Below are 24,869 nucleotides of genomic sequence, written 5' to 3'. Positions count from 1 at the left end.
CCTAGGAGATAAATATGGCACTAATCGCTGTAATTGATGATGATCCAGATATTCTTGAAGCAAGTACTTTAATACTTGAAGCGAATGGGCATAAAGTTATTACTGCAAGTAATCCGACAACAGGTTATGAAGTTGTAGTATCAGAAAAACCTGATTTAATTATTCTTGATGTGATGATGGATGAAGCCGATGACGGATTTTTTCTGGCTCAAAGACTAAGAAAGGATAAAATTAAAACTCCGATTTTGATGTATACTTCAATTTCCAAAGCAATAGGATTGCAGTTTGGAGCAAATGATCTTGTTCCTGTCGATGATTTTGTAGAAAAACCAATTTCGCCTGAAGAATTAATTAGAAAAGTTAAAAATCTACTTTAAGAAATTTTGGAGATTTAGATATGTTGATTGAAGAAAAAACTTCGCTTGCCGAAGAAATTGATACTTTGGTTAATAGGTATGGAAAGGAAAGATCAGCATTATTAACCATTTTACATGAAATTCAAAAAAAACACCGTTACATTTCCGACTATGCACAGCAAGAAATTGCCCGTCATTTAAATATACATCCGGTTGAAGTGTACAGCGTTATTTCTTTTTACTCTTTTTTGAATTCAAAACCCAAGGGAAGAAATATTGTAAGAATTTGTCAAACTATATCATGTGATATGAAAGGTAAAGACGCATTAGTTAAAGCAGTTGAACGTGAATTAAAAGTAAAGATCGGTGAGACAACAAAAGATAACAAGTTTACTGTAGAATTTGCAAATTGTTTAGGATTATGTGATGAATCGCCGGCTATGACTGTAAACGATAGAGTTTATACAAAACTAACTCCGGAAAAAGCAATTCAAATTTTAAATGAGGTAAAGTGAGGAGAAAATGGAGACTACAAAAAAAGTTAGAGATGGTAAAGTCATTTTTTCTCCTTACACCAGAGGGGAAGGAATAATAAAAGCATTATCATTAAAAAGAGAAGATATTTTATATGAATTAAAAACTTCTAAATTAAAGGGTAGAGGCGGTGCTGGATTTCCAACTTCAACGAAATGGATGCTGACAGCGGCTTCTATCAGTGATGTAAAGTATATTATATGCAATGCAGATGAAGGCGAACCGGGAACATTTAAAGACCGAGTACTTTTGGTTGAATATCCAGAATTAGTTATGGATGGAATGGTCATTGCCGGTTACACAATTGGCGCAAAAAAAGGAATTATTTATTTACGCGGCGAATATGAATATTTATTGAAATCGCTTACAGACTATTTAAATGAAATGAGAAAAGATAATTTACTTGGGAAAAATATTTTAGGAAGGGAAGGATTTGATTTTGATATTGAAATATTTTTGGGTTCAGGCGCTTATGTTTGCGGAGAAGAAACGGCTTTAATAGAATCATTGGAGGGAAATAGAGGTGAAGCAAGAAATAGACCGCCTTATCCCGTAAATACAGGCTATAACGGAAAACCTACATCCGTAAATAATGTTGAAACTTTAGCTACAATTCCTCACATTATTTTAAAAGGTGCCGATTGGTTTTTAAATGTAGGCACTGATAAATCAACCGGATCTAAATTGTTTTCTGTTTCCGGAGATTGTGAAAAACCCGGAGTTTATGAATTGCCTTGGGGAACAACGATCAATGAAGTTCTCGATTTAGTTAACGCAAAGAATACAAAAGCGGTACAAATAGGCGGAGCATCCGGAACTTGCTTACCAAAATCACAATTCCATCGAAAACTTTCTTATGAGGATATCGCAACGGGCGGATCGATAATTATTTTTAATGAATCAAGAAATATGCTTAAAGTTTTGAAAAATTTTATGGAGTTTTTTGTTGAAGAATCTTGCGGTCAATGTACGCCGTGCAGAATTGGGAATGTTAAACTTTTAGAAGGTGTAAAACTAATTGAAAAGGGCGAGCTTACATTCACTTATTTAAATAAGCTTAAAGATCTTGGAAAAACAATGCAGGTTGCCTCAAAATGCGGTTTGGGTCAATCAAGTCCGAACTCATTTATATCAATTTTAGAAAACTTTAAAGATGAAGTGTTAAATTACCCAAACGGAGGCGGTGATGGAAGATTTTAAACATGATAGAGCGCCGATAAGTCAAAAACCTCATATTATTGAAAAACCTAAAAATCCGGAATATATTGGCGGATCGGTTAAAATTCAAATTAATGAAAAACAATTAACTGTCCCTATGGGTACAACAATTCTTGAAGCGTGCCGCGATAATAATATTCATATTCCAACATTATGCCACCATCCTGATTTATGCGTAGCTGGTGTTTGCCGTTTATGCGTTGTTGAAATTGAAGGAATGAGAACGCTTCAAGCTTCATGCGCGTTTCCTATAACGTCAACTATTAAAATTCACACATCTACACCAATGGTTAGAAAAGCCAGAAAACATATTATTGATCTTTTGTTAAGCGAACATTACGGTGAATGTTATTCATGCTTTAGAAATAATAATTGTGAACTTCAGTCTTTAGCAAAAGAGTATGGTGTTGATCATTATAATTTTGGACATAAATCCGTGCCGAAATTTGAAATTGATAATTCTTCATACTCAGTAGTAAGAGATATGGATAAATGCGTTCTTTGCAAAAGATGCGTTAGAACTTGTATTGATTTACAGGAAGTCGGTGTTCTTGAAGCAATTGACAGAGGGGCAGAAACTCATATCGGAACGTTCTTTGAAAAGCAACTTTCTGATGTAATTTGTATTAATTGCGGTCAGTGCATAAACAGATGCCCAACCGGAGCATTAAGAGCAAATGATCCGAGAGATGAAATTTGGGCCGCTATTGATGATCCGAAAAAGCATGTGGTAATTCAAACCGCGCCTTCTCCAAGAGCTGCTATAGGAGAGGAATTTGGATTAGAAGCGGGACATTCATTAACAGGAGAATTGAACACAGCATTAAAAAGAATTGGATTTGATAAAGTATTTGATACAGATTTTACAGCAGATCTTACAATTATGGAAGAAGGTACCGAATTAATTTTAAGACTTTACAACGCTCTTGTGAAAAAAGATCCAAATGCAGTATTGCCTCAATTTACTTCGTGTTCACCAGGTTGGGTAAAATATCTGGAACATTTCTATACGGACTATATCGATAATTTAAGTTCTGCTAAATCACCACAGCAAATGTTCGGAGCGGTAATAAAAACCTTTTACGCTCAAAAAGCCGAGGTCGATCCAAAAGATATTGTTACGGTTGCGCTCATGCCTTGTTCGGCTAAAAAGTTTGAATGCAACAGACCTGAAATGGTTGATTCTGGCTTTAAGGATGTCGATTATGGTTTAACAACAAGAGAACTAGCTCAAATGATCAAAGAAGCGGGAATATTTTTACCGGAAATGCCAAAATCCGATTTTGATGATCCGTTTGGAAATGCGTCAGGAGCAGGTTTGATATTTGGTGCATCGGGCGGTGTAATGGAAGCCGCATTAAGAACAGTTGTTGAATTGGTAACCGGATTAAAAGTTGAAGATATATTTGAGAATGCCAACATTATTCCGTTAAGAGGTTTTGACGGAATTAAGTATGTGGAATTACCAATTGATAAAGTCGGTGAAGTTCCGGAAATCTACAAGAAGTATTTTACCAGTTGGGATTGGTTAAAAGGAGCGACATTAAAAGTTGCAGTTGCACATGGAACCGCCAATGCCAAAAAGGTTATGGAAGATATAAAAGCCGGAGGTAAATTCAGTGAATGTCATTTTATTGAATTTATGGGTTGTCCTGGTGGATGTTTAGGTGGCGGCGGTCAGCCAATTCCGACAAGTGCGGAAATTAGAAAGAAAAGAGCCGAAGCGATTTATCAAGAAGAAGCAGGATTGCCTATTAGAAAATCTCATGAAAACCCACATGTAAATTTTATTTATGAGAATTTCCTAACTGAAGGACCTTGCGGACACTTATCACATAAACTATTACACACGACTTATGTTAAACGCGGAAAATATATTGCATAAATTAATTACAAATCAGACTCACTTTTGGGTGAGTCTGGTTAAATAAAACTATGTTTAAACTAGTACCTAAATGGGCATATAATTACGAGGAATACTGGAAATCAATTAAATCCAGGAATGTTTGGTTTATTCAGCTTCGATTTGGCGCTGTAATAATGTTAATATTTTTGTACTTTATTGCCCAGCAAATTTTCGGATTAACTTTTTCTGCAAATCAAAAGAATTGGTTTACTGCAATTTCTATTAGTATTGCCATTTACAATACTATTTTATTCTTATTCAGAAACAAAATAAAAAGCACGCCCGGCAAATTTAATGTGCTGCACTATTCACTGCTTCAAATGATTTTTGATTTAATTGCCCTTACGCTTTTGGTTTATTTTACAGGAACCATTGAAACACCAATTTATATGCTTTACATATTTCACATGATAATAGGAAGTTTAATTCTTCCAATTCATGTAATGTTTATAATGGCTACTTTGCTGGTTACTACATTTTCGTCAATTGTTGCGTTAGAGTATTTCGGAAATATTATTCATCATCATATTAGTGAAATTTACATTTGCGAAAATGTTCATAACGTAAAATTTATAATATTTTCTCTTGGCATATTTATCTTTATAATTTATACAACAATAGGAATTACAAGCAGAATTGCGAAAAAACTATATAAACGTGAACAGCAATTGAAGGAAACTCTTGAAGAATTAAATAATGCCGAAGAAGCAAAACAAAAATACATTATGGCGGTTGTTCATGAAATTAAAAGCCCGATAGTTGCCGCTCAATCAATCATTGAGTTAATAATAAATGGTTACGTGGGCGAAGTAAATGACCAAATGAAACGAAAACTTAAGCGGACGGTAAACAGAACAGATGAAGCGCTAAAACTGATAAATAATATATTACGAATTTCGAAATTAAAATTATTGAATGATATCTCATACGTAAAAATTGACCTAATGCAGATATTAAAGCTCGTTTTATCACAAAAGAGCGATTTATTAATCAGCAAACATATTGAATTAAAAGTAAACGATTTTAGAAATGAAAAACATGAGATTGACAGTGATCCCGTTATGATTGAATTGGTTTTATCTAATATTATCGGTAATGCGATAAAATATTCCAAAGAAAATCAAAAGGTTAATATAGATCTTTATGAAGAAAATAAATTTATTAAAATTGATATTTCAGATAGCGGCATCGGTATTCCTAAAAATGAAATTGATAAAATATTCCAGCAGTTTTACAGAGCTACAAATTTACCAAGCAAATACATAGAAGGAAGCGGTTTAGGTCTTTCTTTAGTAAAAGAAATTGTTGAAATATTGAACGGAACAATTAGTATTTTAAGTCCTTCAAAAATCGGGAATAATGAATTCCCGGGTACAAGCGTTATAGTTAAATTTCCAATAATTCAAGAATCATAAAAAAGATAAATTATATGAAAACTACTTTCAAACTAATGCTAGCAATCTTTATATCCTTTAATACATTTAATGCTCAAACTATTAAAATTTATGGTAATATAAAAGCTTTTAATAAGTTTATTGAAAACGTAAATATATATTTACTTGAAAATGATAGTCATAAAATTTCTAATAAAAATGGATATTATGAATTTGAAATAGATAAACTCGGTAACTATGCAATCCAATTTTCACACATCGGATTTAAAAACCTTACAAAGAAAATAGAAGTAAATTCATTTAAGGATATTGAATTGAATATTTCTTTGGAACCAAATGATCTTAACATTGGTGAAGTAGTTGTAAGCAGTTCAAAGAATGATAAATTGCTAAAGGAATCAATTATCCCGATTGAATACACTTCTCAAACAAAAATTGAAACTAGCAACGCTCTTACTATCTCGGATTTAGTAAGTAAAAATGCCGGAATAAATTTAATTACAGACGCTCCTTGGGCAACAACAATCAATATAAGAGGATTAAGTAAGCAAAATCTTGTTTATATGATCGATGGAAATAGAATTGAAACGTCAACAAATTTATCTGCCGGATTATCGTTAATTGATCTTAACAATACTGAAAATATAGAAATTGTAAAAGGCGGAATCTCATCTTTGTACGGAAGCGGGGCAACCGGCGGTATTATAAATATTAAAAGCAAAGAACCTAAATACGGTAATAATTTTTTCATTAATCCAAGATTAAGTACGTCTTATAATTCAGCAAATAAAAATTTTAACAACAGCCTTAGTTTAAATACGGGTGGACAATATTGGTCATTTTTAATCAGCGGATTATATAGAGACGCAGATAACGTTAGAACTCCAAACGGTACTATGGAAAACAGCTCCTTTCAGGACGAAAGCTTAAACGGAAAACTTAAACTCATGCCAATTCATAATGTTGAAGTTGATTTAACTTATAGTAAATATTCGGCATACGATGTTGGTTTGCCGGGCGGTGATCCTTTTCCCGAAACCGCAACGGCAAAATATATTTATGCTAAAAGAGAACTTTACAGCGGAGAAGTAAATTTCTATAATTTGTCAAATTATTCCTTAAGAACACAGCTTAAATATTATCATCAAAAAATTGATAGAAATGTGGAAGTAAGACCAAACGCAAATGCCGTATCAAATCCAAATGCTCAGCATTCAATGGATGGATTGAGTATTCAAAACAATTGGCTAATTACTGATAATAATAATTTAATAACTGGAATAGATTATTGGCAGAGAAAATACGAAGGAATTAGAACTACAACAAATAAAAAAGCAAATATAATTACTGTTGATAAACCTGTTCCAGATTCAAAATTCGCAAATCTTGGATTTTTTGCAAGTGATGAAATTTATTTATTTGAAAATGATCTAGCTCTTTCATTAGGCGGAAGATATGATTTAATAAAAATTTCAAATGAAGAAACCAAAAATCCGTTATATGTAATTAATAATGGCGTTACTAATACAAACACCAGAAACAATGACGCATCTTATTCTGCTTATGATGAAAAGAATAATTCATTCAGCGGAAGTTTGGGACTGCTTTATAAAGTAATGCATAATTGGGATTTTACATTTAACTCTGCTTATACTTTCAGATCACCTTCGCTTGAGGAACGTTATCAATATATTGATTTGGGAGGCATTAAATATTTCGGCAATCCTAATTTAAAACCGGAAAAGGGAATATCATTAGATGCGGGATTTAGAGTTTGGAATGATGATTTTCATTTTAGGTTAAATACATTTTTGAATGAACTTTCAAATTTGGTTATTGACAAAGAAGTCGCACCAGATAGTTTGTACAAAAAAGATAATGTAGGGAAAGCCGAACTATATGGTTTTGATTTTAGCAGTGAATATATTTTCTATAAAAATAATTATCTGTACGCCACCGCTTCATATGTTATTGGTAAAGATAAGACTGAAGATTCATACTTACCGCAAATTCCGCCTTTGACCTTAAATCTAGGCGTAAATTATAAATTTATCGATGAAATAATATTCGATTTATCAATGAGGATTGTTTCTGATCAAAATAAAATATCTTTTGATGAAAAGAGAACGGGCGGCTATACAACTTTTGATTTAAGATTAAATTCAGATCAGTATTATATTTTAAAGACATATTTTCAATTAATTATTGGAGTTGATAACATATTTGATAAAGCTTATAGAAATCACTTATCAACATTCAGAGGAGTTAATTTAATTGAACCCGGAAGAAATCTGTTCGCAAAAATAAATATAGAATTCAGATAAATGGAAACTTGGTTTTATATCGCCTTAGTCTCTGCGCTATTCTCGGCATTTGCGGCTATTTTTCAAAAAAAAGTACTGTTCAATTTTTCAGCGCTTGAATTTTCATTCTTGCTTTCAATTTTTAACTTGTTAATTGCGCTAGCACTTTTCCCATCAATGGATTTTTCCAAAATTACTGCTGTCGGTTTGGTTGTTCTATATTTGAAAACAATTATAGGATCAATTGCTTTTCTAAATATTATGCTTGCAATTAAAAATTTGGAAATAAGCAGCGCGCTGCCATTAATGACTTTAACTCCGGTAATAGTTACACTGCTTTCTTTCATTATTCTAGGTGAAAAAATTACAGAATTAGAATTTCTTGGGATGCTAATATTTTTAGTCGGTACATATATTTTAGAGCTGAAGTCAAAAGATAAATTTCTTGATCCAATTAAGACTTTAGTAAAAACTCAATATCATAAATATATTTTTTATGCTTTAATTTTATTATCTGTATCATCTGTAATTGACAAACTCATAGTTGTTGATCTTAAGTTATCTCCGTTCAATTTCGTTGTTTTTCAGCAGATATTTCTTGCCATAAATTTTACATTTATAATTTTACTTAGAAAAAATGATCCTATCATCATTTTTAAGAAAGTAGACAAAAGCAATTTCCTTTGGATATTATTAATTGCTTTTCTGACAATTGGTTACCGTTATACACAAATTGAAGCCGTAAAAATTGCTCCGGTCGCGTTGGTGCTTACGGTAAAAAGAACTTCGGTATTTATAGCATCAATGTTGGGTGGAAAAATATTTAAAGAAAAAAAATTGCTTCAAAAGGGAATTGCAATTATTCTGATTCTTGTCGGCGCTTATATTTTAAGTTAAAGTTGTAACAAATTCATTAAGGATTTGAAACAAACTTAAAATATTTCTTTGGTAAAAGTTCACAAACGTATTCCGCTTCTTTTAAATCATTAAAAATTCCATAAACAGTTGAACCGCTTCCGCTCATTAAAGAAAAAACCGCGCCGTTTTTATAAAGAATTTCCTTAATCGCCTTAATTTCAGAATATTTCGAAAACACATAAGTCTCAAAATCATTTTGCAAATTATTTTTTAAGAATGTAAAATCCGGCTCTTCGTTTTTTAAAAAATATTCATAATTAAAATTTGGTGATTTAGGAATAATATTTAAAAAAGCTTCTTTTGTTGATATATGAATTCCGGGATTTACAATTAAAATCGGGAATTCTAAATACATTTTGCTTAATTCTAAAATTTCACCGCGCGATGAACCGACAGACGGTTTTGAATCTATAAAAAAAGGAACATCCGAGCCTAAATTTAATGCCGCTGTTTTTAATTTCTCCGAACTGATCTTTAAATCAAACATTTCATTTAATCCCATTAAAGTAGAAGCCGCGTTTGAACTTCCGCCGCCCATTCCGGCTCCTATTGGAATAATTTTTTCTAAGAATATTTTTACACTTATTTTTCTATTTATAATTTTTTCTATTTCGGTAACTGCCCTTAGAATAAGATTTGAGGGATCTTTAACCAAATCAATGTTATTTGAATCAAATATAAAATTTTTTGAATGCTCAAAAGTTAATATATCGCAAAGATCATATATTGGATAAAAAAATGTTTTTAAATCGTGATAACCGTCAGCTCGTTTTTTTGTTATATTCAAACCTATATTAATTTTTGCAGGTGAATTAAGTACTAATTTTTCCATCAATATATTCTCTTAAAATTTTTATATGTGCTGGAGTTGAGCCGCAGCATGCTCCAATTAATTTTGGTTGTAAACTTAAAGATGATTTTACAATTTCCAAATATTCTTTGGGCGAAACACCGCAAGTAATGTCAGAATCATTATAATCTCCGCTTCCGCAGTTCAAGTAAAAACCCCAATTGTTAATTATAAATTTTGAATTTATAAAATTTCGAAATACTTTCGGGGAAATGCAATTCAAACTAATTAACAAAGGATTATAATGTTCAACGAAATTTATTACTTCAATTAGATTTTCGCCGCTTAATATTTTTAGATCTTCTGTTACCAAGATACTTATTATAAAAGGTATATTATTTTTTGAACAATGTTGACAAATTATTTTAATTTCATCAAAATGACTTTGTGTTTCATTAAGTATTAAATCGGCGCCGTATTTATAAAGTAAATCAATATGCAATTCATGATTTTCTTTGAGATCTTTTTCTGTTATTGTTCTTTTTAATTGATAACTGTCTTCAGCCGGAGGATTTGAACCCGCAATTAAAATATCATGATCTTGTCTGGCATCTTTTGCAATATTTAGACTTATCTCAATTGCTTTTTCCTGACTGAATTCCGGGTTTGATTTTTTTAAGGAAACCGGATTTGTTCTAAATGTATTTGCTGTAATAATATCGGCGCCGGATTGAATATACTCTTGATGAATTTCTTTAACTTTATTCGGCAATTTGAAATTCAAATAACTTGTCCACAAATACTTATCGGATTTATATCCCAACTGCTGAAGTAAACTGCCGACAGCGCCGTCAAGTAATAACGGCTTATTAAGATTTGAAAATTTCTCACTAATATTATTACATTTCATTTGAAAGTACACTAAGCAAAAATGAAAAATATTCGGAAACTAAATTGGGAAGTTCATCATATTTATTTAATTCAAATTTGCAGCTGATTTTAACGAAATCTCTTTTGGTAAATTTTACTAAATTGTTATTATTAAAAAGAATATAGTTTGATCGGCTAAAATGATAATCCCAAGGTGAATCTGAAATTGAAAAAAAAACTTTCCGTTTTTGAAATTTATTGTAATTATTTAAAATAAACGGATAATATTTATCGAGAAAAATTCCATCTAAATGAAGAGTTGAACTAAAGAAATTTCCCCACCAAAACATTGTTCTAAAATTAAATATTTTATCTTGAGAAAATAATTTTGGATAATCCAAAACTACGTAGGGAAGTTGAAGATAATTTTCTCCTTTAAATATTTTACCGTAAGTAATATCAATATCTTTATGAAAATTAAAATTAGATGAAGTTATTTTATTTTGAATTTCCTTTCTTACTTCTTCAAAGTGAAGCTGCATCTTTTCAATAATTTTGATCTTTGCCTTTAAAAATAATTTGTCGTTTATTATGTTATTTTCATATTCCGATAATTTCAAATTATTTCCAGTCTTTTATTTTTTAACCGCGACGGCAATATTTAAAATGCCAGTAAAATCTTCTAATTTAACTCTTATGTATGAAGGAATTTTCCCGCCGATATTATCTTTTACCAAAACTTTGTTTGTATTTAAATCTGTTGTAAATATTTCCTCGTTTTGATCATCAAAAATTGTGAAAAAACTTTTCGATGAACTAATTTTTGTAGCCGTAAGAGAAATAACAATTGAATCGGAATTGAAATCAACAAATTCAGCAAAATTGTAAGTAAATTTATTAGCGTTCAAAGTATAGACAAAACTATTCTCAACATTCGCAATTACGGGAATATTATCATATTCCGGAAGGTCAATATCAATTAGTGAATCTAAAAAATTATTATTATTATCTTCTCTGCATGAAGATAGCAAAAGAAAATTTAATAATAAAAAAAGAAAAACAGTTAAAATCGATTTCATAATTCCTCACAAATTTCATTCAAAATAAACTGCGTCCGCTTCAATCTCAACAAGCATTTCAGGCATAATTAAATTTTTAATTTCTACCATAGATGTTGCCGGTTTTATATTTCTAAAATATTCGCCATGGGCTTCACCTATAATTTGCCAATCGGAAATATTTTTAACGTAGATTCTTGTTCGTACAATATTTTCTAAAGCGGCGCCAAATTTATTTAGAGCAAGCTCAATATTTTTTATTGTTTGAATTGTTTGAAGGTAAGGATCGTTAATTCCAATTAAATTTCCATTTTCATTTAACGCAGTTGTTCCGGAAATGTAAATGTGCGGACCAACTTTAACAGCTCTGGAATATCCGACAATATCTTCCCAAACAGCATTCGATGAAATATTTATTCGATCAGACTGCATGATTGATTATCCTTCTTTCCAAATAATTTATATCTATGTTTTGAAATAATATCATAACAAAAATCTCTTATGGATACCGGCACAATTTTGATAATTTTTAATAATTTGTAAATTTTAGGCAAGTCGGAAATTAGCTCAAGAATTGCGGTGGACTTAATATATTTTTTGTCATTTTTTAATAAAACAATTGTATGATCCGGAATATTTCCCAATTCATATTTTTCAACAAGATTTTTTCCGGTTAAAGAATTTGACGGAATGTAATTGTATTCATTTGAATTGATATTTTTCTTTAGAAAATTGACAGAAGAATTACAAAGCGAACATACGCCGTCGAACAAAATTATTTTATCCATAACTATAAATTAAAATTATTTATCACAACATAACCAATAATTCATTTATAATAAATTGCAAAAGTTTTGGTAATATTAACGTTTTTTAATGAATCAATTCTGAATTCCAATTCATCGTAATTTATTTCAATTTCTCTGTAGTTTACTCCATTGTAATTTTCATTTGACGCGGCTAATATTATTTTTTCATCCATATTATTAAGTGTGAATTTTAGTAATTTTACTCCCCAGCCGTTTGGACAAGAAGTAGTATCTGATTGACTAAAATCAACTTTTTTATTATTAGATGTAAGTTTATAGGTTGTAAAATATATCTGTGTGAAAGGTCTTTTATATAAATGATAAGTTGAATCCAAGACTTGAACTTCCATTCTTACATTTACTTTAATCGGATCAAATTCAGGTTCAAGTATTTTATTTCCGCAAAAATTAAACGCGAAAATAAAAACTATAATAATAAAAATATTTCTTAACGACTTACCGTTAATTTTTATATTTATGCAGTTGAAAATCTTCATAGACAAAATCAAAATAGGGAATAAAACTATTTAAAACTTTTCCATAATGCAAATTGCTTAAATCGTCTTTTTCACTTGTTACAAAATCAAAATCGGAAATATATGGAACTCTAATCAGTTCGTTACTTTTTTGTTTTGGAAAAAGGCAGAAAACGCGTTTTTTGTAAGAAGCCGCTAACTGCAGTGTAAAGGAATCGACCGTAAAAACAAAATTGGATTTTGAAATTAGTGACGCATATTTATCGAATTCGTTTGTTAAGAAAATATTTTCTTTGCCATCGGAAATTTTTTCCGCTTCCTCGATATTGTTCTGCTCAAACGCAACTATAATATTTACTTCATAATTTTTTAGATATTTTATCAATTTTTTATAATTGTCTATTCCCCAAAAAGTATTGTTTACTTCACCTGAAATATTAATAATTGCTAAAAGTTTGGTATAACTGAATTGCGACAAAATATATCTGCCAATATCTTCGTCGTGTACTTTATTAGTTTTGTATAAAATGTTTAATCGTGATTTATCAACAGTGAATTCAAATACTTCGCACAATTGAAGAATTCTATCAACATAATGATTTGAAATGATATTTAGTTTATCAACAATATGACTGAATGTTTTATCACTGATATTATTGAATCCTATCTTATATTTTGAACTTACCAAAGAAGAAAATAAAATTTCAGTTTCGTTAATATTTTCACTGCAATTTATCAATACATCAAATTTATTTTTTCTTAATAAAAATGATTGAAATATTTGCTTGCTGAAATCCTTTTCGCAAACAATGATAGAATTTACATATGGATTATTTTTAAATATTATTTCATTATTCTCGTTTGCTAAAACAGAAATATTCGCTTTTGTGTTTTCATAAATTAATTGAGGAAGCGGAGTAATCATAAGAGATTCAGATTTGTTTTTTAAGATAATTATTAAAACATTAGAATTTTCATTTAATGATATTTTTTTGTTTGATTTTTTTTTTGAAACTAGATTAGTTATGACTTTGGTGGTTATTATTTTTAGATATTTCTTTAGGTAGTTCAAAATTATTTCGCTGTATGATTTAGAAATACTTTACGAATCTCATAACTTGAGAAGGAAATTTAATGCTGACCAAAGCTAAAATAAATAAAAAAACATTTTCAATAATTTTTAACAAACCAACTTTTTGACCGTCGACTGTTCCGTGGCATCCGCAATCGATATTTAAATTTCTGATAACCGCAGAAAAAACAGCAATCGTAAATAAAAATAGGAGAGTGGCAATAATAATAGAATTTTCTTTTACAAAAACGCCGAGCAGCAAAAGTGATCCGGAAATTAATTCAATCCAAGGAATTGTTATTGCTAAAATATTTATTAATACAAGCGGGAAGAGTCTGTAATATTCTATTGAATTTGCAAAGTACTCTAAATTATTAATTTTGCCCAATCCGCTTAAAATAAAATAAACCGCAAGATATAACCTTGTGATTGCAATTATATAATTTATGGTCTTTTGCTTATTCATCTTTACCCTTGATTGTTGGAAGTTCGGCTTCAGTCCAAGCTGTTATTCCACCAACAAAAACGTAAAGATTATTGTAGCCGATTTCCGACATTTGCACAGCCAAACGTTTACTTATATCGCAGTCATCACCGCTGCAGTAAACAATGATAAGTTGATCTTTTGAAATGTTTGATAATTTTGGATCGTTGCTTGAAAAGCTGAATTCCGGAATATTTATTGCTCCCGTAATATGATTTTTTTTAAAATCCCATTGGTCTCTTGCGTCTATGAATAACGCGGATTTTTCATTAAACAGTTTAATGGTCTGCGCTAAATCGATTCCTCTAAGATTATTTTCCGTAATATTTTCACCAAGTTTCACATAATTTATTATTACTTCATTTCTTATAAAATCTATTCCGTCTGACGAAAATGAATTATAAAAAATTCCCATGAAAATTGAGAGAAGTAGAATCCCGAGTACTGCTTTTATGTTTATGTTTTTTAGCATAAAATAATGTTAATTAAATTATTCGTTAACTAAAACACAATTTTGCGGAATTTCAGGTTTAACCAAAATCGTATATTCTTTTTGAAGTAAAACTTTTCCAGGCTCCATTCCTTTTTTCTTATGCACAAATTTAGCGAAAGTATATGAAACCGGTGCGGTGCCGGCAGTTTTTGCCTTACTGTAATACGCGGCAAGCGAAGCTGTTTTTTTAATTATTTCCTTTGGCATAACTTCTTTCAAATTTTCAACTCTAAGCACAACGTGCGAACCCGGTAAACCTCTAGCGTGAAACCAATAATCATTTTGTTTCGCGAATTTAACAGAAAGGTAATCATTGCTTTTACTGTCTCTTCCTATGTAAACAGAATATTTATCGTCTATCAAGTAAAGCCAATATTTAAATTTTTCTCCGGAATCCATCTTAATAATATTTTCTTTTTTTGTAATTAGTTTATTATATAAATATTCAATTTTATCAATCGTATCGGCATTTTTAAAATAATCATATTCCGTTAAAAGTGTATTATATTTTTGTTTTGCGGATTCAAATAATTCTACAGATTTGTTAAAATTTATTTTTTCATCTTTAGCTTTTTCAAAGTATTTATTGATATTTTCGTTCGGATTTAATTTCGGATCAAGTTTTATCTTAAGTTCATCAGTTTCTTCATTTGATTTTAGAATTATTTCTTTCATGCCTTTTTTAAGTGAATCCATATTTGACAATAATGTATTTCCATATGAATAATATAGGCTTTCGTTTGAACCATTTTCAATCCGGATTTTTAAATTATTTAATTTTGCCGAGAGATTTGAAATTTCTGTATCGAAATATTTCTCTAATTCATTTTTAAAATTTGATTTTGCGTTTAATCTATAGAATGAAGCAGAATAATATTGCAAAGCATCATTAAAATTTGAAAAATCTTTATAATTATCTTCAGTAATTATTGTTTTAAATGTAGAAGGGAAGAACATCATTTTTTGAAGATCTATGCTAAAACCAACTCTAATATCTTCGTTCAAAAATTCTCTAACAATATTTTGAAAAATATTCCAAATTGAATTTTCGTTTTCAGAAATTCTGAAATCAATTTCAATTTTTATTTCGTTGGAGAGCATCGGAAATAATTTTTTCAATTCATTTAAATCACTGATTGCATTGTCCCGGTTAAGTATGCTAGGATGATTTGAACCGCTAAAGAAAATTTGTTTTAAATCTTTATTTATATCATCATTATTTGATTTTTTAAAACTTTGTACTTCATTTAAATTTTCAGAATAAAAAATATTTGTCTTATTACCTTTAATTGAAAACAGAATAAAAGTCTCGCCCAAATTAAACTTTACTATTCTGTCGTTTTCTGCAATTTCAACATTATGCACTTTTTTATTAAGAGCATTATCAAAAAACTGCATAAAATTTTTCTTTGCTTTGAAATGAACATCTTTTAAAAATATTGATGTTGAATGAGGATTTGTATCAATTATTAAATGTCTGTTCGGGAATTCATTACTAGGAATTTTTAAGAAAAGTTTATCTTTTTCCTGGGAGTAAACATCCGTAATTCTGGCTCCAATCAATTCAGGAGAAATATCGTTGACGGACCTTAGTAAATAAAAATAATTTCTATACATTAAGCGTAAGTTTCTTACTTATTTAGGGAATCCTTTATCTCTTCGTTCTTTCTCGGTTAATTTAAATACTGTTCTAAATAATTCTTTATCTATTTCGGTCAGTTCAACATTTCTTCTTTGCATAACTCTTTCGGCAACTTCTATACTTCTATCTATATCATAAGTTGTCAATGCTTCCGATCCGCCCCAGCTGAATGAAGGAATATATCTTGGTGGAAAAGTTCCGCCGAAAATATTGCTTGAAACACCAACTACCGCTCCGGTATTAAATGATGTATTAATTGCCGCTTTTGAATGATCGCCCATAGTTAAACCAATAAACTGCTTACCGCTGTCAATCAATTGATTGTTAATAAGAACTTTTATAGTTCCGTAATTATTCTTTAAATCGCTGTTGGTTGTTCCGGCTCCAAGATTTACCCATGAACCCAAATATGAATTTCCTAAAAATCCATTATGCTGTTTATTGGAATAACTGTGAATAATCGTATTTTCAATTTCTCCGCCTATTTTACTCACTTTCCCAACGCTGGTATTATGGTATATTGTTGCGCTCATTTTAACAATTGATTCTTCACCAATAAAAACTGGTCCTTGAATAGAAGCATTATGCATAATTGTAACGTTATCTCCAATAAAAATGGGTCCATCTTCCGCATCTAAAATTGCTCCCGGTTTTATAACCACATTTTTACCCAAGAAAATATCTTTCTTATTGAGTAAATACACTCCTGGAAATTCTTTAATGAAATTTTCCTGTTCACTAGTTAATTTTTTATAATCTTTAATAAGCTCTTGATGATTGTAAGTAATCAAATCCCAAGGATAATTTATTATTGTTACATCGACTTCTTTAACAGGTAAGTTCGGGAAATCATTTTTAGATAGAACATCTTTTAACGAATTGCTTATTTTTTCCAAATTTTTACCGCTTACACGAGCTCCGATAAAATTGTTATTCGAAATAAATAATTCGTCTTTACCTTCGAACGGTATTTGATTTACCAAAGTATCGTCAGTAAGAATTCTTCCGTTAAGAAAAAGCATCATATCGGACATCACATGATTTACAATTTCTGCCGGATGATTTTGCTTTATTAAATTGCTTAGATAACCGCGAGTATTAAGCTCTACTCTTACATTCGGATAATTTCTTCTAATCTTTCTGTGTAAAGATAAAATCCCGCATTTCAAATGGTAAGAAGGCCTGATTAAAGTCAACGGCTGAAGTTGTTTATATTCTTCATCTTCAAATATGCATAAACTTTTCAAAGTTAACCTTTTATTTATTAGAGAATAAGTGATTCCCAAGTATCGACATAATTACCTTTTAATTGAGAAGATGCGGATTTATCAATAATTACAAAAGCTTCTTTGTGCATTTGGATTATTGAAGCAGGGCACATAGCAGTAATCGGTCCTTCCACAGCAGCTTTTATTGCTTCGGCTTTCCCTTCACCTGAAGCGACAAGCAGTAATTCCTTTGCATCCATAATTGTTCCTACTCCCATTGTTATCGCGTATTTCGGAACATCTTCGCCTTTTTCAAAAAATCTTTTATTATCGTCTCTTGTGGTTGGAGTTAATGTTTTAATCCTTGTCCTTGAACCTAATGATGAACCGGGTTCATTAAATGCTATATGTCCGTTTGCGCCAATTCCTAATACTTGAATATCAATTCCGCCGAAACTTTTTATTCTGTCCTCATACCAATTGCAAAATAATTTTATATCGTTCGCCATTCCTTGCGGAACATGAATAAACCTTGGATCCAAATTAATTTCCGAAAAGAAATTCTTCTGCATAAAATAATGATAACTTTGATCATGCGATGGCGGAAGACCGATATATTCGTCTAAGTTAAAAGTTACAACTTTAGAAAAATCCAATCCTTCGTATTTGTGCAGTCTTATTAATTCTTTATACAAACCCAAAGGTGTGCTCCCGGTTGCCAAACCAATTACTAAATTCGGCTTTTTCTTTAAACGATCCGCAATAACTTTTGCGGCTTCTTGACTTAATGATTCATAATCATTTTTAATAATAACTAACATATATATTCCTTAAAATTTATGATGTTGCACTTTTTAATTTTTTCAACGTAAAAACAACCATTAATGAAGCTAATGCCGCACAAACAATTAAAATTAGGAAAAATTGCCACAATTCCCATTCCTGATAAAACCTTCCAACAAAACCGGCTAAATAATTTCCTGTCGCTGTAGCTCCAAACCAGCCGCCCATTAAAAGTCCCTTCATTTTTGGCGGGGCAACTTTTGATACAAACGAAAGTCCCATTGGACTTAAATGCAGTTCAGCAATTGTAAGCGTAAAATAAGTACCTATTAAATAAAAAGGACTGACTGTAATAGCGGATGTGGAACCATTTAACGTATAAACCGGTGCTAAACCCAGAGACGCAATAATCATAATTACGTAGGCTATTGCCGTAATTAACATTCCAATTCCAATTTTTGCGGGAGAAGACGGTTCTTTACCTTTTTTATTTAATTTTGAAAAATAATTTATAATTATTGGTGTAATTAAAACTATAAACATTGGATTAAATGCTTGAAACTGTTCTGGTGAAATTTTTCCTGATTCTGGTAAAGATGAGATTTTATATATGAGTAGGGATAATCCAGCTAATGTAAATATTCCGCCAAAAGATTTTATTTTAGAAGAATTAGATTTTTTCAACAAAGCAGCTAAACCGAAAATCGCAAAAAGTATTGCATGCAGACTAACAACATCAAAAAGTAAATATGTGAATTTCCCAACAAACTGGTGAGTATAATCTCTTGCAAATAAAGATAATGCGGCGCCGTTTTGATGAAATGCCATCCAGAAAAATATTACTATTCCGAAAACTGTTAACAAAGCGATTATTCTTTCTTTTTCCTGCTGCTTAGTTAAAACAACATCTTTTTCTACTTTTACTTCTTTTTTTGATTGGTAATCGGCTTGTTGATAATATTTTCTAAAAGCTGTAAATATTATTAGTGAAAAGATCATTCCAATTGATGCAATTCCAAATCCGGCATTATAACCTTGGGCTAATGTTGCGCCAAAATTATTCATTAAAAAACTTTTTATTCCGGCTGCGGCAAATGGAGCATAAAATGCTCCCACATTTATTCCCATATAAAAAATATTATATCCGGCATCCTTTAAAGAAATTTCAGAATGACCGTACAAGTTTCCAACCAAAACAGAAATATTTGCCTTAAACATACCATTGCCAATTGCAATAACAAACAAACCGGCAAATACTAAATAAGAATTATCGGTAGGTATTGCCATTATTGCGTAGCCGATACCCATTACAATTGCGCCAAATATAATTGTTTTACCATAACCTAAAACATTATCGGCAATCCAGCCGCCCAAAATTGGAGTAAAATATACTCCTGCCATGAAAATTCCATAAATATTTGTTACAGTTGCTTGGTCCCATTTAAAATTTTCTTGAAGATAATACACAAAAATTGCGATCATTGTATAAAATCCAAATCTTTCCCACATTTCCGTAAAAAAGAGTACAGCAAGTCCTTTGGGATGATTTTTAAACACGCAAACCTCTTGTCTTATAATTGATGATTTCTACTTAAATAGCCTAATAATAGTAAAATTACAATATTTTAATTAGAATAAAAAATTATAAGTTGTTATAAAAAAAGCCATTTGATATATTTGAATTTATGAAAGAATCGTATAAGAAAATATTAACCATATTTGCAATTGCCGCATCTTTTATTGCAATTTTAGCCTTTATTTTTGATGTTATAATTATGCCTTTATATGTTGAAGGAGATGAAATAGAAGTCCCTGATGTAATCGGATTATCGCAGGAAGAAGCTGCCGAAATATTGGATGACAATGGTTTAGTTGCCGCATTTGAAGGTCCAAGATATAGTGAGAAAATACCAAAAGACCACGTAATTTTTCAGAAACCGGAAGCCGGAAGTTTAGTTAAAAAAAATAGAACAATTCATCTTCATATCAGCAGCGGCAATCCTCTTAAAGTTATGCCTGATCTCGTAGGAAAATCTGTTAGAGATGCACAAATAACTTTACAAAGACTTGGTTTTGAAATTTCAGAAGTTGAGCAAGTTAATTCTGAATTTTCCATTAATACGGTTGTAGAACAATTTCCAATTTCGGGTTTAAATTTATCGAATGGATCAAAAATAAAATTATTTGTAAGTGTTGGTCCAAATATTGGGATGGTCCGAGTTCCAGATATTTTGGGAATGTCGTATAAAGAAGCAACTTCAACACTTGAGACAAATTCGCTTTCGGTTGGAACAATTACTTATGAAGTATCAAAAAACTTACTTCCAAATACTGTAATTTCACAATTTCCTAGTAAAAATACTTTAGTTGCTGTTGGGGACTCAATAGATTTGTTTATAACTAAAAGTCAAGATTAAAAATGGCATTATTAGCACCTTCAATACTTGCTGCAGATTTTACAAAATTATCCAATCAAATAAGAGCCGTTGAATTAGGCAATGCAGATTTTATTCATTGCGATGTGATGGACGGACATTTCGTTCCGAATTTTACATTTGGACCAATTGTAATTTCAGCGGTAAAAAAATTGACTAAAATTCCTCTTGATGTGCACTTAATGATTAATAATCCTCAAAATCTTATTAAAGAATTTGCAGAAGCTGGTGCAAATATTTTAACTATCCATCAAGAAAATAATGAACATTTGGACAGAACCATTCAGCTTATTAAGGAGTTTGACGTAAAAGCAGGTGTTGCTGTCAATCCTGCAACGCCAATTGAAATGTTATTGCCGGTTTTGCCAATTGTGGATTTGGTTTTAATTATGTCGGTCAATCCCGGTTTTGGAGGTCAATTTTTTATTGATTATACTTTGGATAAAATTGTTAATCTTAATAGAATTAAAAAGTCAAAAAATTATAATTTTTTAATAGAAGTTGATGGCGGAATTACAAAGGAAAATATTAAAAAAGTTAAAGACGCAGGTTGCAATGTTATTGTTGCAGGAACCGCTGTATTTAAAAATGAAAATATTACCGAATCAACTGTTGAATTAAAGAACTTAATAATGGATTAAATTATGGAATTAGCATTTATCGGTGCGGATATTGTGACACCGTTTAGAATATTAAAAAAGGGAACAATTACAACCAAAAACGGAATGTTTTATCAAGTTGGTCCTGAATCAAAATCTCAAATTCCTGCAGGAATAAAAGCTTACGATGTAAGCGGAAAATATATTTTCCCCGGATTTATTGATCTTCTCGTTCATGGCGGAGCCGGCGGTTACGGTTTTTCCGATGAGTCTGACGAAAGCATAAAAAAAATCAGTGAATATTTTATAACAAAAGGTTCAACATCAATTCTTGCTAGTCTTCACGCAAAACCGAAAAAAGCTGTTCTGGATGATTTAAATAGAGTTGCTAAATATATTAAATCAAATCCAAAAACAAACATTGTCGGAATTCATATGGAAGGTCCGTATTTGAATCCCGAATTAAAAGGAGCGATGAATGAAAATTATTTATGGAAACCATCCATTGAATCTTTTAAAGAAATGTGGGAAGCGTCTTTAGGCTTAATGAAAATGATGACAATTTCACCGGAATTGGACGGAGCTTTGGATGTAATTAGAGAAGCGTCTTTTAACGGTGTTGTTTGTTCAATTGGTCATTCTACAGCGACTTATGAACAAGTTGATCTTGCAATTGATCACGGTGCAGCACATATAACACATATGTTCAACGCCATGAAACCAATAAATCATCGAAATCCCGGAGTTGCAATTGCGGCGCTTTTAAGGGATGAACTTAAAGTTCAATTAATTGCCGATACTTATCATGTCCATCCTGCAACTATGGAATTTCTGTTGAAATCAAAAACTTCAAAAGGAATAATTTTAATTACCGATTCTATTCGAGTAGGAGGAATGCACGAAGGCGAAAAGACCCAATTTTCCGATCAGAGCGTTACTCTGTCCGGTAATAAAGCTGTAATGGAAGACGGAACAATTGCGGGAAGTACACTTACATTAAATAGAGCAATTAAAAATATTTGTGATACTACCGGAGCAAAATTGCCTGAAGCAGTTAGAATGGCAACTGTTAATCCCGCTAAAGTTATCAAATTGGACAGCGGAATTATATCCAGTGGAAAACCCGCGGATTTTGTTGTTTTGGATAAAGATCTTAATGTTGAAATGACAATTATGAATGGTGAAATAAGATATATTTCTGAAAATGTGAAATTTTAATGGGTGATTTTTATAATCAATTACTAAATTCAAAAGTTCCTTTGGTAATGGGAATTTTAAATGTAACACCTGATTCATTTTCAGATGGAGGTAAGTTTTCAGATAAAAATTCAGCTGTTGATCACGCATTAAAAATGATTGATTCAGGAGCTGATATTATTGACATTGGTGGTGAATCCACACGACCAGGATCAGATATTATTTCCGCAGAAGAAGAATTTAACAGAGTTATTCCTGTTTTAAGAGACATTAGGAAAATTGATAAACAAATTATAATTTCCATCGATTCTTTCAAATCTAAAATAATTGAGCGGTCATTGGAATTTGGAATTGAAATTGTTAATGATATCAGCGCCGGAATGTTTGATAATAATATTTTTGAAATCGTAAAAAATAATAAATTGACTTATGTACTAATGCATATGAAAGGAACACCAAAGAATATGCAGGTCAATCCCAATTACCATGACGTTGTTAAAGAACTTTATGATTTTTTTGAATTGAAAATTATCGAATTGTTCGAACAAGGAATTCAAAAAATAATTGTTGATCCGGGAATTGGATTTGGAAAAAGGGTAAAAGATAATTTCCAAATTCTAAATAAACTTGATAATTTTAAGAAATTGAGTAAACCTCTTTTAATTGGATTATCTAAAAAATCTTTTCTTGGTAAATCATTAAATATTGATGTTACGGAAAGAGATAATTCTACGATAATTAGTGAAACCATAGCGGCATTAAAAGGTGCAAAAATTATTAGAACACACAATGTTAAAAATACGGTTGAATTAAAAAAAATATTTAATTTTATTACAGAACCTGAACTATTGAATGTTTGAAATATTTAAAATAGGTTTTTTACCCTTCACACTCGTTGATCTTATAGATATTCTTCTTGTTACGTTTATTATTTATAAACTCTACAAAAAGATCAGAGGTACAATTGCCGCGCAAATATTTATTGGATTGGTTATTATTTTATTCCTTTCGTTTGTTGCTCAAGCAGTAAATTTCAGAGCTTTAGGTTGGTTATTAAATTTAATAACTGATATTTGGGTAATAGCTTTTATTGTTTTATTCCAACCTGAAATCAGAAGACTTTTGGTAATTCTTGGTAAAAATCCGCTATTTAATATTTTTGTAAAGAATGACGAAATAAATTCAGCAGCAGATATTATTACTGAAGCCGCTTTTGAACTCGCGCAGCATCAGCACGGAGCTTTAATTGTTTATCTAAAATCAACCGGCTTGAGAAGCGTTATTGAAAGCGGGGAAATATTGAACGCGAAATTAAATAAAAACATGCTGCGTTCTATTTTTTTCCCGAGAAGTCCTTTGCACGATGGTGCGGTGATTGTTAACAATAACATTATTGAAGCCGCAAGATGTACACTGCCATTAACGGAAAGAACATCAATCGACGGTAGAATTTTAGGAATGCGGCACAGAGCCGGTATTGGTATAACTGAAACAGCAGATGTAATCAGTATCATTGTTTCTGAAGAGACAGGCGGAATTTCCGTTGCGGATAAAGGGAAACTTATTTCTGGGTTATCTAAAGAAGGTTTGAAGAATCAAATCATAAAGAGTATGGTTTTATCAAAGGATAGAGGAATTAAGAACATATTTGAATATTTCAAAAAACAAAAATAATTGCTGTGCAATTATTCCTTTCTATAACGAAAAAAACACACTAAAAAAAATAATTTCAGAAACTTCGAAATTTGTAGATTCAATAATTATTGTAAACGATGGATCTACCGATTCTTGGAATTCAGAAATTCCTGAAAACGGAAATATATTTTTAATTTCACATGAAAAAAATTTAGGAAAAGGAGAAGCTCTAAAAACCGGATTTATCAAAAGTATAGAACAAAATAATTTCTATACAATAACACTTGACGCGGATTTACAGCATGATCCCAAGTACATACCTAATCTATTAAATGGGTTAATAAAATTTGATATGGTTATTGGAAAAAGAAATATACTTAAATCTGAAATGCCTTTTCACAGAAGAATGAGTAATTATTTAACTTCGAAATTATTAAGTATAAAAACCGGTAAAAATATTTTAGACAGTCAATCAGGATTTAGAGGTTTTAAAACAGAAATATTAAAAGAAATTCTTCCAACTTTTTCAGGATTTGAAGCGGAAAGCGAAATGATAGTAAAATGCTGCAAAAAAAATTATACAATCGGTTATTTTGAAATTCCCACAATATACGGAAACGATGATTCTAAAATGAAAGCAATTCCAACAATTCTTGGATTTCTAAAAGTATTGTTCAAAAGTTAATTTT

Annotated in this window: 25 protein-coding genes and 1 pseudogene; 12 read left to right on the top strand and 14 right to left on the bottom strand. The window is 30.7% G+C overall.

The features are described 5' to 3' along the window. The first annotated feature begins 14 nt into the window (after positions 1-14). From IPK06_06810 to IPK06_06785, 6 genes and pseudogenes are all read left to right on the top strand, one after another. Positions 15-377: a response regulator gene (locus tag IPK06_06810; protein ID MBK7979704.1), complete on the top strand. Its 363-nt coding sequence runs from the start codon at positions 15-17 to the stop codon at positions 375-377. A gap of 20 nt (positions 378-397) precedes the next feature. Next, positions 398-2,090: pseudogene (locus IPK06_06805) on the top strand (NAD(P)H-dependent oxidoreductase subunit E). Then, positions 2,077-3,993 carry an iron hydrogenase small subunit gene (locus tag IPK06_06800; protein MBK7979703.1) on the top strand — a complete coding sequence of 639 codons (1,917 nt, stop codon included), beginning with the start codon at positions 2,077-2,079 and terminating at the stop codon, positions 3,991-3,993. The pseudogene IPK06_06805 and the gene IPK06_06800 overlap by 14 nt, the downstream one beginning before the upstream one ends. Positions 3,994-4,043: 50 nt before the next feature. Then, entirely contained in the window at positions 4,044-5,429 is a 1,386-nt protein-coding gene (locus IPK06_06795; protein ID MBK7979702.1) for a HAMP domain-containing histidine kinase, read from the top strand. Between the two features lie 14 nt (positions 5,430-5,443). Further along, positions 5,444-7,732, top strand: coding sequence for a TonB-dependent receptor (locus IPK06_06790; GenBank protein MBK7979701.1), 2,289 nt, complete (start codon positions 5,444-5,446; stop codon positions 7,730-7,732). Further along, the gene (locus IPK06_06785) at positions 7,733-8,608 is read left to right on the top strand and encodes an EamA family transporter (GenBank protein ID MBK7979700.1); all 876 of its coding nucleotides are present in this window, start codon (positions 7,733-7,735) and stop codon (positions 8,606-8,608) included. Between the two features lie 16 nt (positions 8,609-8,624). On the opposite strand, the gene ispE is transcribed toward IPK06_06785, so the two are convergent. The 14 genes from ispE to IPK06_06715 all read right to left on the bottom strand — a co-directional run bounded on the left by ispE (position 8,625) and on the right by IPK06_06715 (position 19,871). Further along, the gene (ispE, locus tag IPK06_06780) at positions 8,625-9,461 is read right to left on the bottom strand and encodes a 4-(cytidine 5'-diphospho)-2-C-methyl-D-erythritol kinase (GenBank protein MBK7979699.1); all 837 of its coding nucleotides are present in this window, start codon (positions 9,459-9,461) and stop codon (positions 8,625-8,627) included. Beyond that, entirely contained in the window at positions 9,442-10,329 is an 888-nt protein-coding gene (locus tag IPK06_06775) for a homocysteine S-methyltransferase family protein (GenBank protein ID MBK7979698.1), read from the bottom strand. Before IPK06_06775 ends, ispE begins: the two co-directional genes overlap by 20 nt. After that, entirely contained in the window at positions 10,319-10,909 is a 591-nt protein-coding gene (locus IPK06_06770; GenBank protein MBK7979697.1) for a hypothetical protein, read from the bottom strand. The genes IPK06_06775 and IPK06_06770 overlap by 11 nt, the downstream gene beginning before the upstream one ends. Positions 10,910-10,924: 15 nt before the next feature. Next, entirely contained in the window at positions 10,925-11,368 is a 444-nt protein-coding gene (locus IPK06_06765; GenBank protein ID MBK7979696.1) for a hypothetical protein, read from the bottom strand. 15 nt (positions 11,369-11,383) lie between these two features. Next, the gene (locus IPK06_06760) at positions 11,384-11,779 is read right to left on the bottom strand and encodes a RidA family protein (GenBank protein MBK7979695.1); all 396 of its coding nucleotides are present in this window, start codon (positions 11,777-11,779) and stop codon (positions 11,384-11,386) included. Next, entirely contained in the window at positions 11,761-12,135 is a 375-nt protein-coding gene (locus IPK06_06755; GenBank protein ID MBK7979694.1) for a DUF393 domain-containing protein, read from the bottom strand. The genes IPK06_06760 and IPK06_06755 overlap by 19 nt, the downstream gene beginning before the upstream one ends. 41 nt (positions 12,136-12,176) lie before the next feature. Then, the gene (locus IPK06_06750) at positions 12,177-12,653 is read right to left on the bottom strand and encodes a hypothetical protein (protein ID MBK7979693.1); all 477 of its coding nucleotides are present in this window, start codon (positions 12,651-12,653) and stop codon (positions 12,177-12,179) included. Further along, entirely contained in the window at positions 12,619-13,557 is a 939-nt protein-coding gene (locus tag IPK06_06745; GenBank protein MBK7979692.1) for a glycosyltransferase family 9 protein, read from the bottom strand. Before IPK06_06745 ends, IPK06_06750 begins: the two co-directional genes overlap by 35 nt. A 166-nt stretch (positions 13,558-13,723) precedes the next feature. Continuing rightward, entirely contained in the window at positions 13,724-14,170 is a 447-nt protein-coding gene (locus tag IPK06_06740; GenBank protein ID MBK7979691.1) for a DoxX family membrane protein, read from the bottom strand. Continuing rightward, entirely contained in the window at positions 14,163-14,660 is a 498-nt protein-coding gene (locus tag IPK06_06735) for a rhodanese-like domain-containing protein (GenBank protein ID MBK7979690.1), read from the bottom strand. The genes IPK06_06740 and IPK06_06735 overlap by 8 nt, the downstream gene beginning before the upstream one ends. Positions 14,661-14,678: 18 nt before the next feature. Beyond that, positions 14,679-16,298, bottom strand: coding sequence for a DUF814 domain-containing protein (locus tag IPK06_06730; GenBank protein ID MBK7979689.1), 1,620 nt, complete (start codon positions 16,296-16,298; stop codon positions 14,679-14,681). Positions 16,299-16,316: 18 nt separating this feature from the next. After that, on the bottom strand, positions 16,317-17,570 hold the full coding sequence (locus tag IPK06_06725; GenBank protein MBK7979688.1) for a glucose-1-phosphate thymidylyltransferase: 1,254 nt from the start codon (positions 17,568-17,570) through the stop codon (positions 16,317-16,319). A 17-nt stretch (positions 17,571-17,587) separates the two neighbouring features. Next, a complete protein-coding gene (gene nagB / locus IPK06_06720) occupies positions 17,588-18,352 on the bottom strand; it encodes a glucosamine-6-phosphate deaminase (GenBank protein ID MBK7979687.1) in 765 nt (254 codons plus the stop codon). A gap of 16 nt (positions 18,353-18,368) precedes the next feature. Next, positions 18,369-19,871, bottom strand: a complete 1,503-nt coding sequence (locus IPK06_06715) for a peptide MFS transporter (GenBank protein ID MBK7979686.1) — start codon at positions 19,869-19,871, stop codon at positions 18,369-18,371. Between the two features lie 128 nt (positions 19,872-19,999). On the opposite strand from IPK06_06715, the gene IPK06_06710 reads away from it, so the two are divergent. From IPK06_06710 to IPK06_06685, 6 genes are read left to right on the top strand one after another with little or no spacing between them, the layout of a single operon-like run. Then, positions 20,000-20,731 (top strand): PASTA domain-containing protein, encoded by a 732-nt coding sequence (locus IPK06_06710; protein MBK7979685.1) that lies wholly within the window; start codon positions 20,000-20,002, stop codon positions 20,729-20,731. A gap of 2 nt (positions 20,732-20,733) precedes the next feature. Further along, a complete protein-coding gene (locus IPK06_06705) occupies positions 20,734-21,390 on the top strand; it encodes a ribulose-phosphate 3-epimerase (protein MBK7979684.1) in 657 nt (218 codons plus the stop codon). A 3-nt stretch (positions 21,391-21,393) separates the two neighbouring features. After that, the gene (gene nagA, locus IPK06_06700; protein ID MBK7979683.1) at positions 21,394-22,566 is read left to right on the top strand and encodes an N-acetylglucosamine-6-phosphate deacetylase; all 1,173 of its coding nucleotides are present in this window, start codon (positions 21,394-21,396) and stop codon (positions 22,564-22,566) included. Further along, entirely contained in the window at positions 22,566-23,405 is an 840-nt protein-coding gene (gene folP, locus IPK06_06695; GenBank protein MBK7979682.1) for a dihydropteroate synthase, read from the top strand. Before nagA ends, folP begins: the two co-directional genes overlap by 1 nt. After that, positions 23,398-24,219 (top strand): TIGR00159 family protein, encoded by an 822-nt coding sequence (locus IPK06_06690; GenBank protein ID MBK7979681.1) that lies wholly within the window; start codon positions 23,398-23,400, stop codon positions 24,217-24,219. Before folP ends, IPK06_06690 begins: the two co-directional genes overlap by 8 nt. Further along, positions 24,194-24,865, top strand: a complete 672-nt coding sequence (locus tag IPK06_06685) for a glycosyltransferase family 2 protein (GenBank protein ID MBK7979680.1) — start codon at positions 24,194-24,196, stop codon at positions 24,863-24,865. Before IPK06_06690 ends, IPK06_06685 begins: the two co-directional genes overlap by 26 nt. Positions 24,866-24,869: the final 4 nt, after the last annotated feature.

The organism is Ignavibacteriota bacterium (assembly GCA_016713565.1).
Lineage (GTDB): Bacteria > Bacteroidota > Ignavibacteria > Ignavibacteriales > Melioribacteraceae.
Note: the sequence above shows the minus strand (reverse complement) of the source record. Positions and strands in the feature narration are given on the sequence as shown.

What these genes read in the sequence shown, in the direction of transcription:
- IPK06_06810 (MBK7979704.1), top strand. Translation starts at nt 15, where the DNA reads ATGGCACTAATCGCTGTAATTGATGATGATCCAGATATTCTTGAAGCA.
- IPK06_06800 (MBK7979703.1), top strand. Translation starts at nt 2,077, where the DNA reads ATGGAAGATTTTAAACATGATAGAGCGCCGATAAGTCAAAAACCTCAT.
- IPK06_06795 (MBK7979702.1), top strand. Translation starts at nt 4,044, where the DNA reads ATGTTTAAACTAGTACCTAAATGGGCATATAATTACGAGGAATACTGG.
- IPK06_06790 (MBK7979701.1), top strand. Translation starts at nt 5,444, where the DNA reads ATGAAAACTACTTTCAAACTAATGCTAGCAATCTTTATATCCTTTAAT.
- IPK06_06785 (MBK7979700.1), top strand. Translation starts at nt 7,733, where the DNA reads ATGGAAACTTGGTTTTATATCGCCTTAGTCTCTGCGCTATTCTCGGCA.
- ispE (MBK7979699.1), bottom strand. Translation starts at nt 9,461, where the DNA reads ATGGAAAAATTAGTACTTAATTCACCTGCAAAAATTAATATAGGTTTG.
- IPK06_06775 (MBK7979698.1), bottom strand. Translation starts at nt 10,329, where the DNA reads ATGAAATGTAATAATATTAGTGAGAAATTTTCAAATCTTAATAAGCCG.
- IPK06_06765 (MBK7979696.1), bottom strand. Translation starts at nt 11,368, where the DNA reads ATGAAATCGATTTTAACTGTTTTTCTTTTTTTATTATTAAATTTTCTT.
- IPK06_06760 (MBK7979695.1), bottom strand. Translation starts at nt 11,779, where the DNA reads ATGCAGTCTGATCGAATAAATATTTCATCGAATGCTGTTTGGGAAGAT.
- IPK06_06755 (MBK7979694.1), bottom strand. Translation starts at nt 12,135, where the DNA reads ATGGATAAAATAATTTTGTTCGACGGCGTATGTTCGCTTTGTAATTCT.
- IPK06_06750 (MBK7979693.1), bottom strand. Translation starts at nt 12,653, where the DNA reads ATGAAGATTTTCAACTGCATAAATATAAAAATTAACGGTAAGTCGTTA.
- IPK06_06745 (MBK7979692.1), bottom strand. Translation starts at nt 13,557, where the DNA reads ATGATTACTCCGCTTCCTCAATTAATTTATGAAAACACAAAAGCGAAT.
- IPK06_06740 (MBK7979691.1), bottom strand. Translation starts at nt 14,170, where the DNA reads ATGAATAAGCAAAAGACCATAAATTATATAATTGCAATCACAAGGTTA.
- IPK06_06735 (MBK7979690.1), bottom strand. Translation starts at nt 14,660, where the DNA reads ATGCTAAAAAACATAAACATAAAAGCAGTACTCGGGATTCTACTTCTC.
- IPK06_06730 (MBK7979689.1), bottom strand. Translation starts at nt 16,298, where the DNA reads ATGTATAGAAATTATTTTTATTTACTAAGGTCCGTCAACGATATTTCT.
- nagB (MBK7979687.1), bottom strand. Translation starts at nt 18,352, where the DNA reads ATGTTAGTTATTATTAAAAATGATTATGAATCATTAAGTCAAGAAGCC.
- IPK06_06710 (MBK7979685.1), top strand. Translation starts at nt 20,000, where the DNA reads ATGAAAGAATCGTATAAGAAAATATTAACCATATTTGCAATTGCCGCA.
- IPK06_06705 (MBK7979684.1), top strand. Translation starts at nt 20,734, where the DNA reads ATGGCATTATTAGCACCTTCAATACTTGCTGCAGATTTTACAAAATTA.
- nagA (MBK7979683.1), top strand. Translation starts at nt 21,394, where the DNA reads ATGGAATTAGCATTTATCGGTGCGGATATTGTGACACCGTTTAGAATA.
- folP (MBK7979682.1), top strand. Translation starts at nt 22,566, where the DNA reads ATGGGTGATTTTTATAATCAATTACTAAATTCAAAAGTTCCTTTGGTA.
- IPK06_06690 (MBK7979681.1), top strand. Translation starts at nt 23,398, where the DNA reads ATGTTTGAAATATTTAAAATAGGTTTTTTACCCTTCACACTCGTTGAT.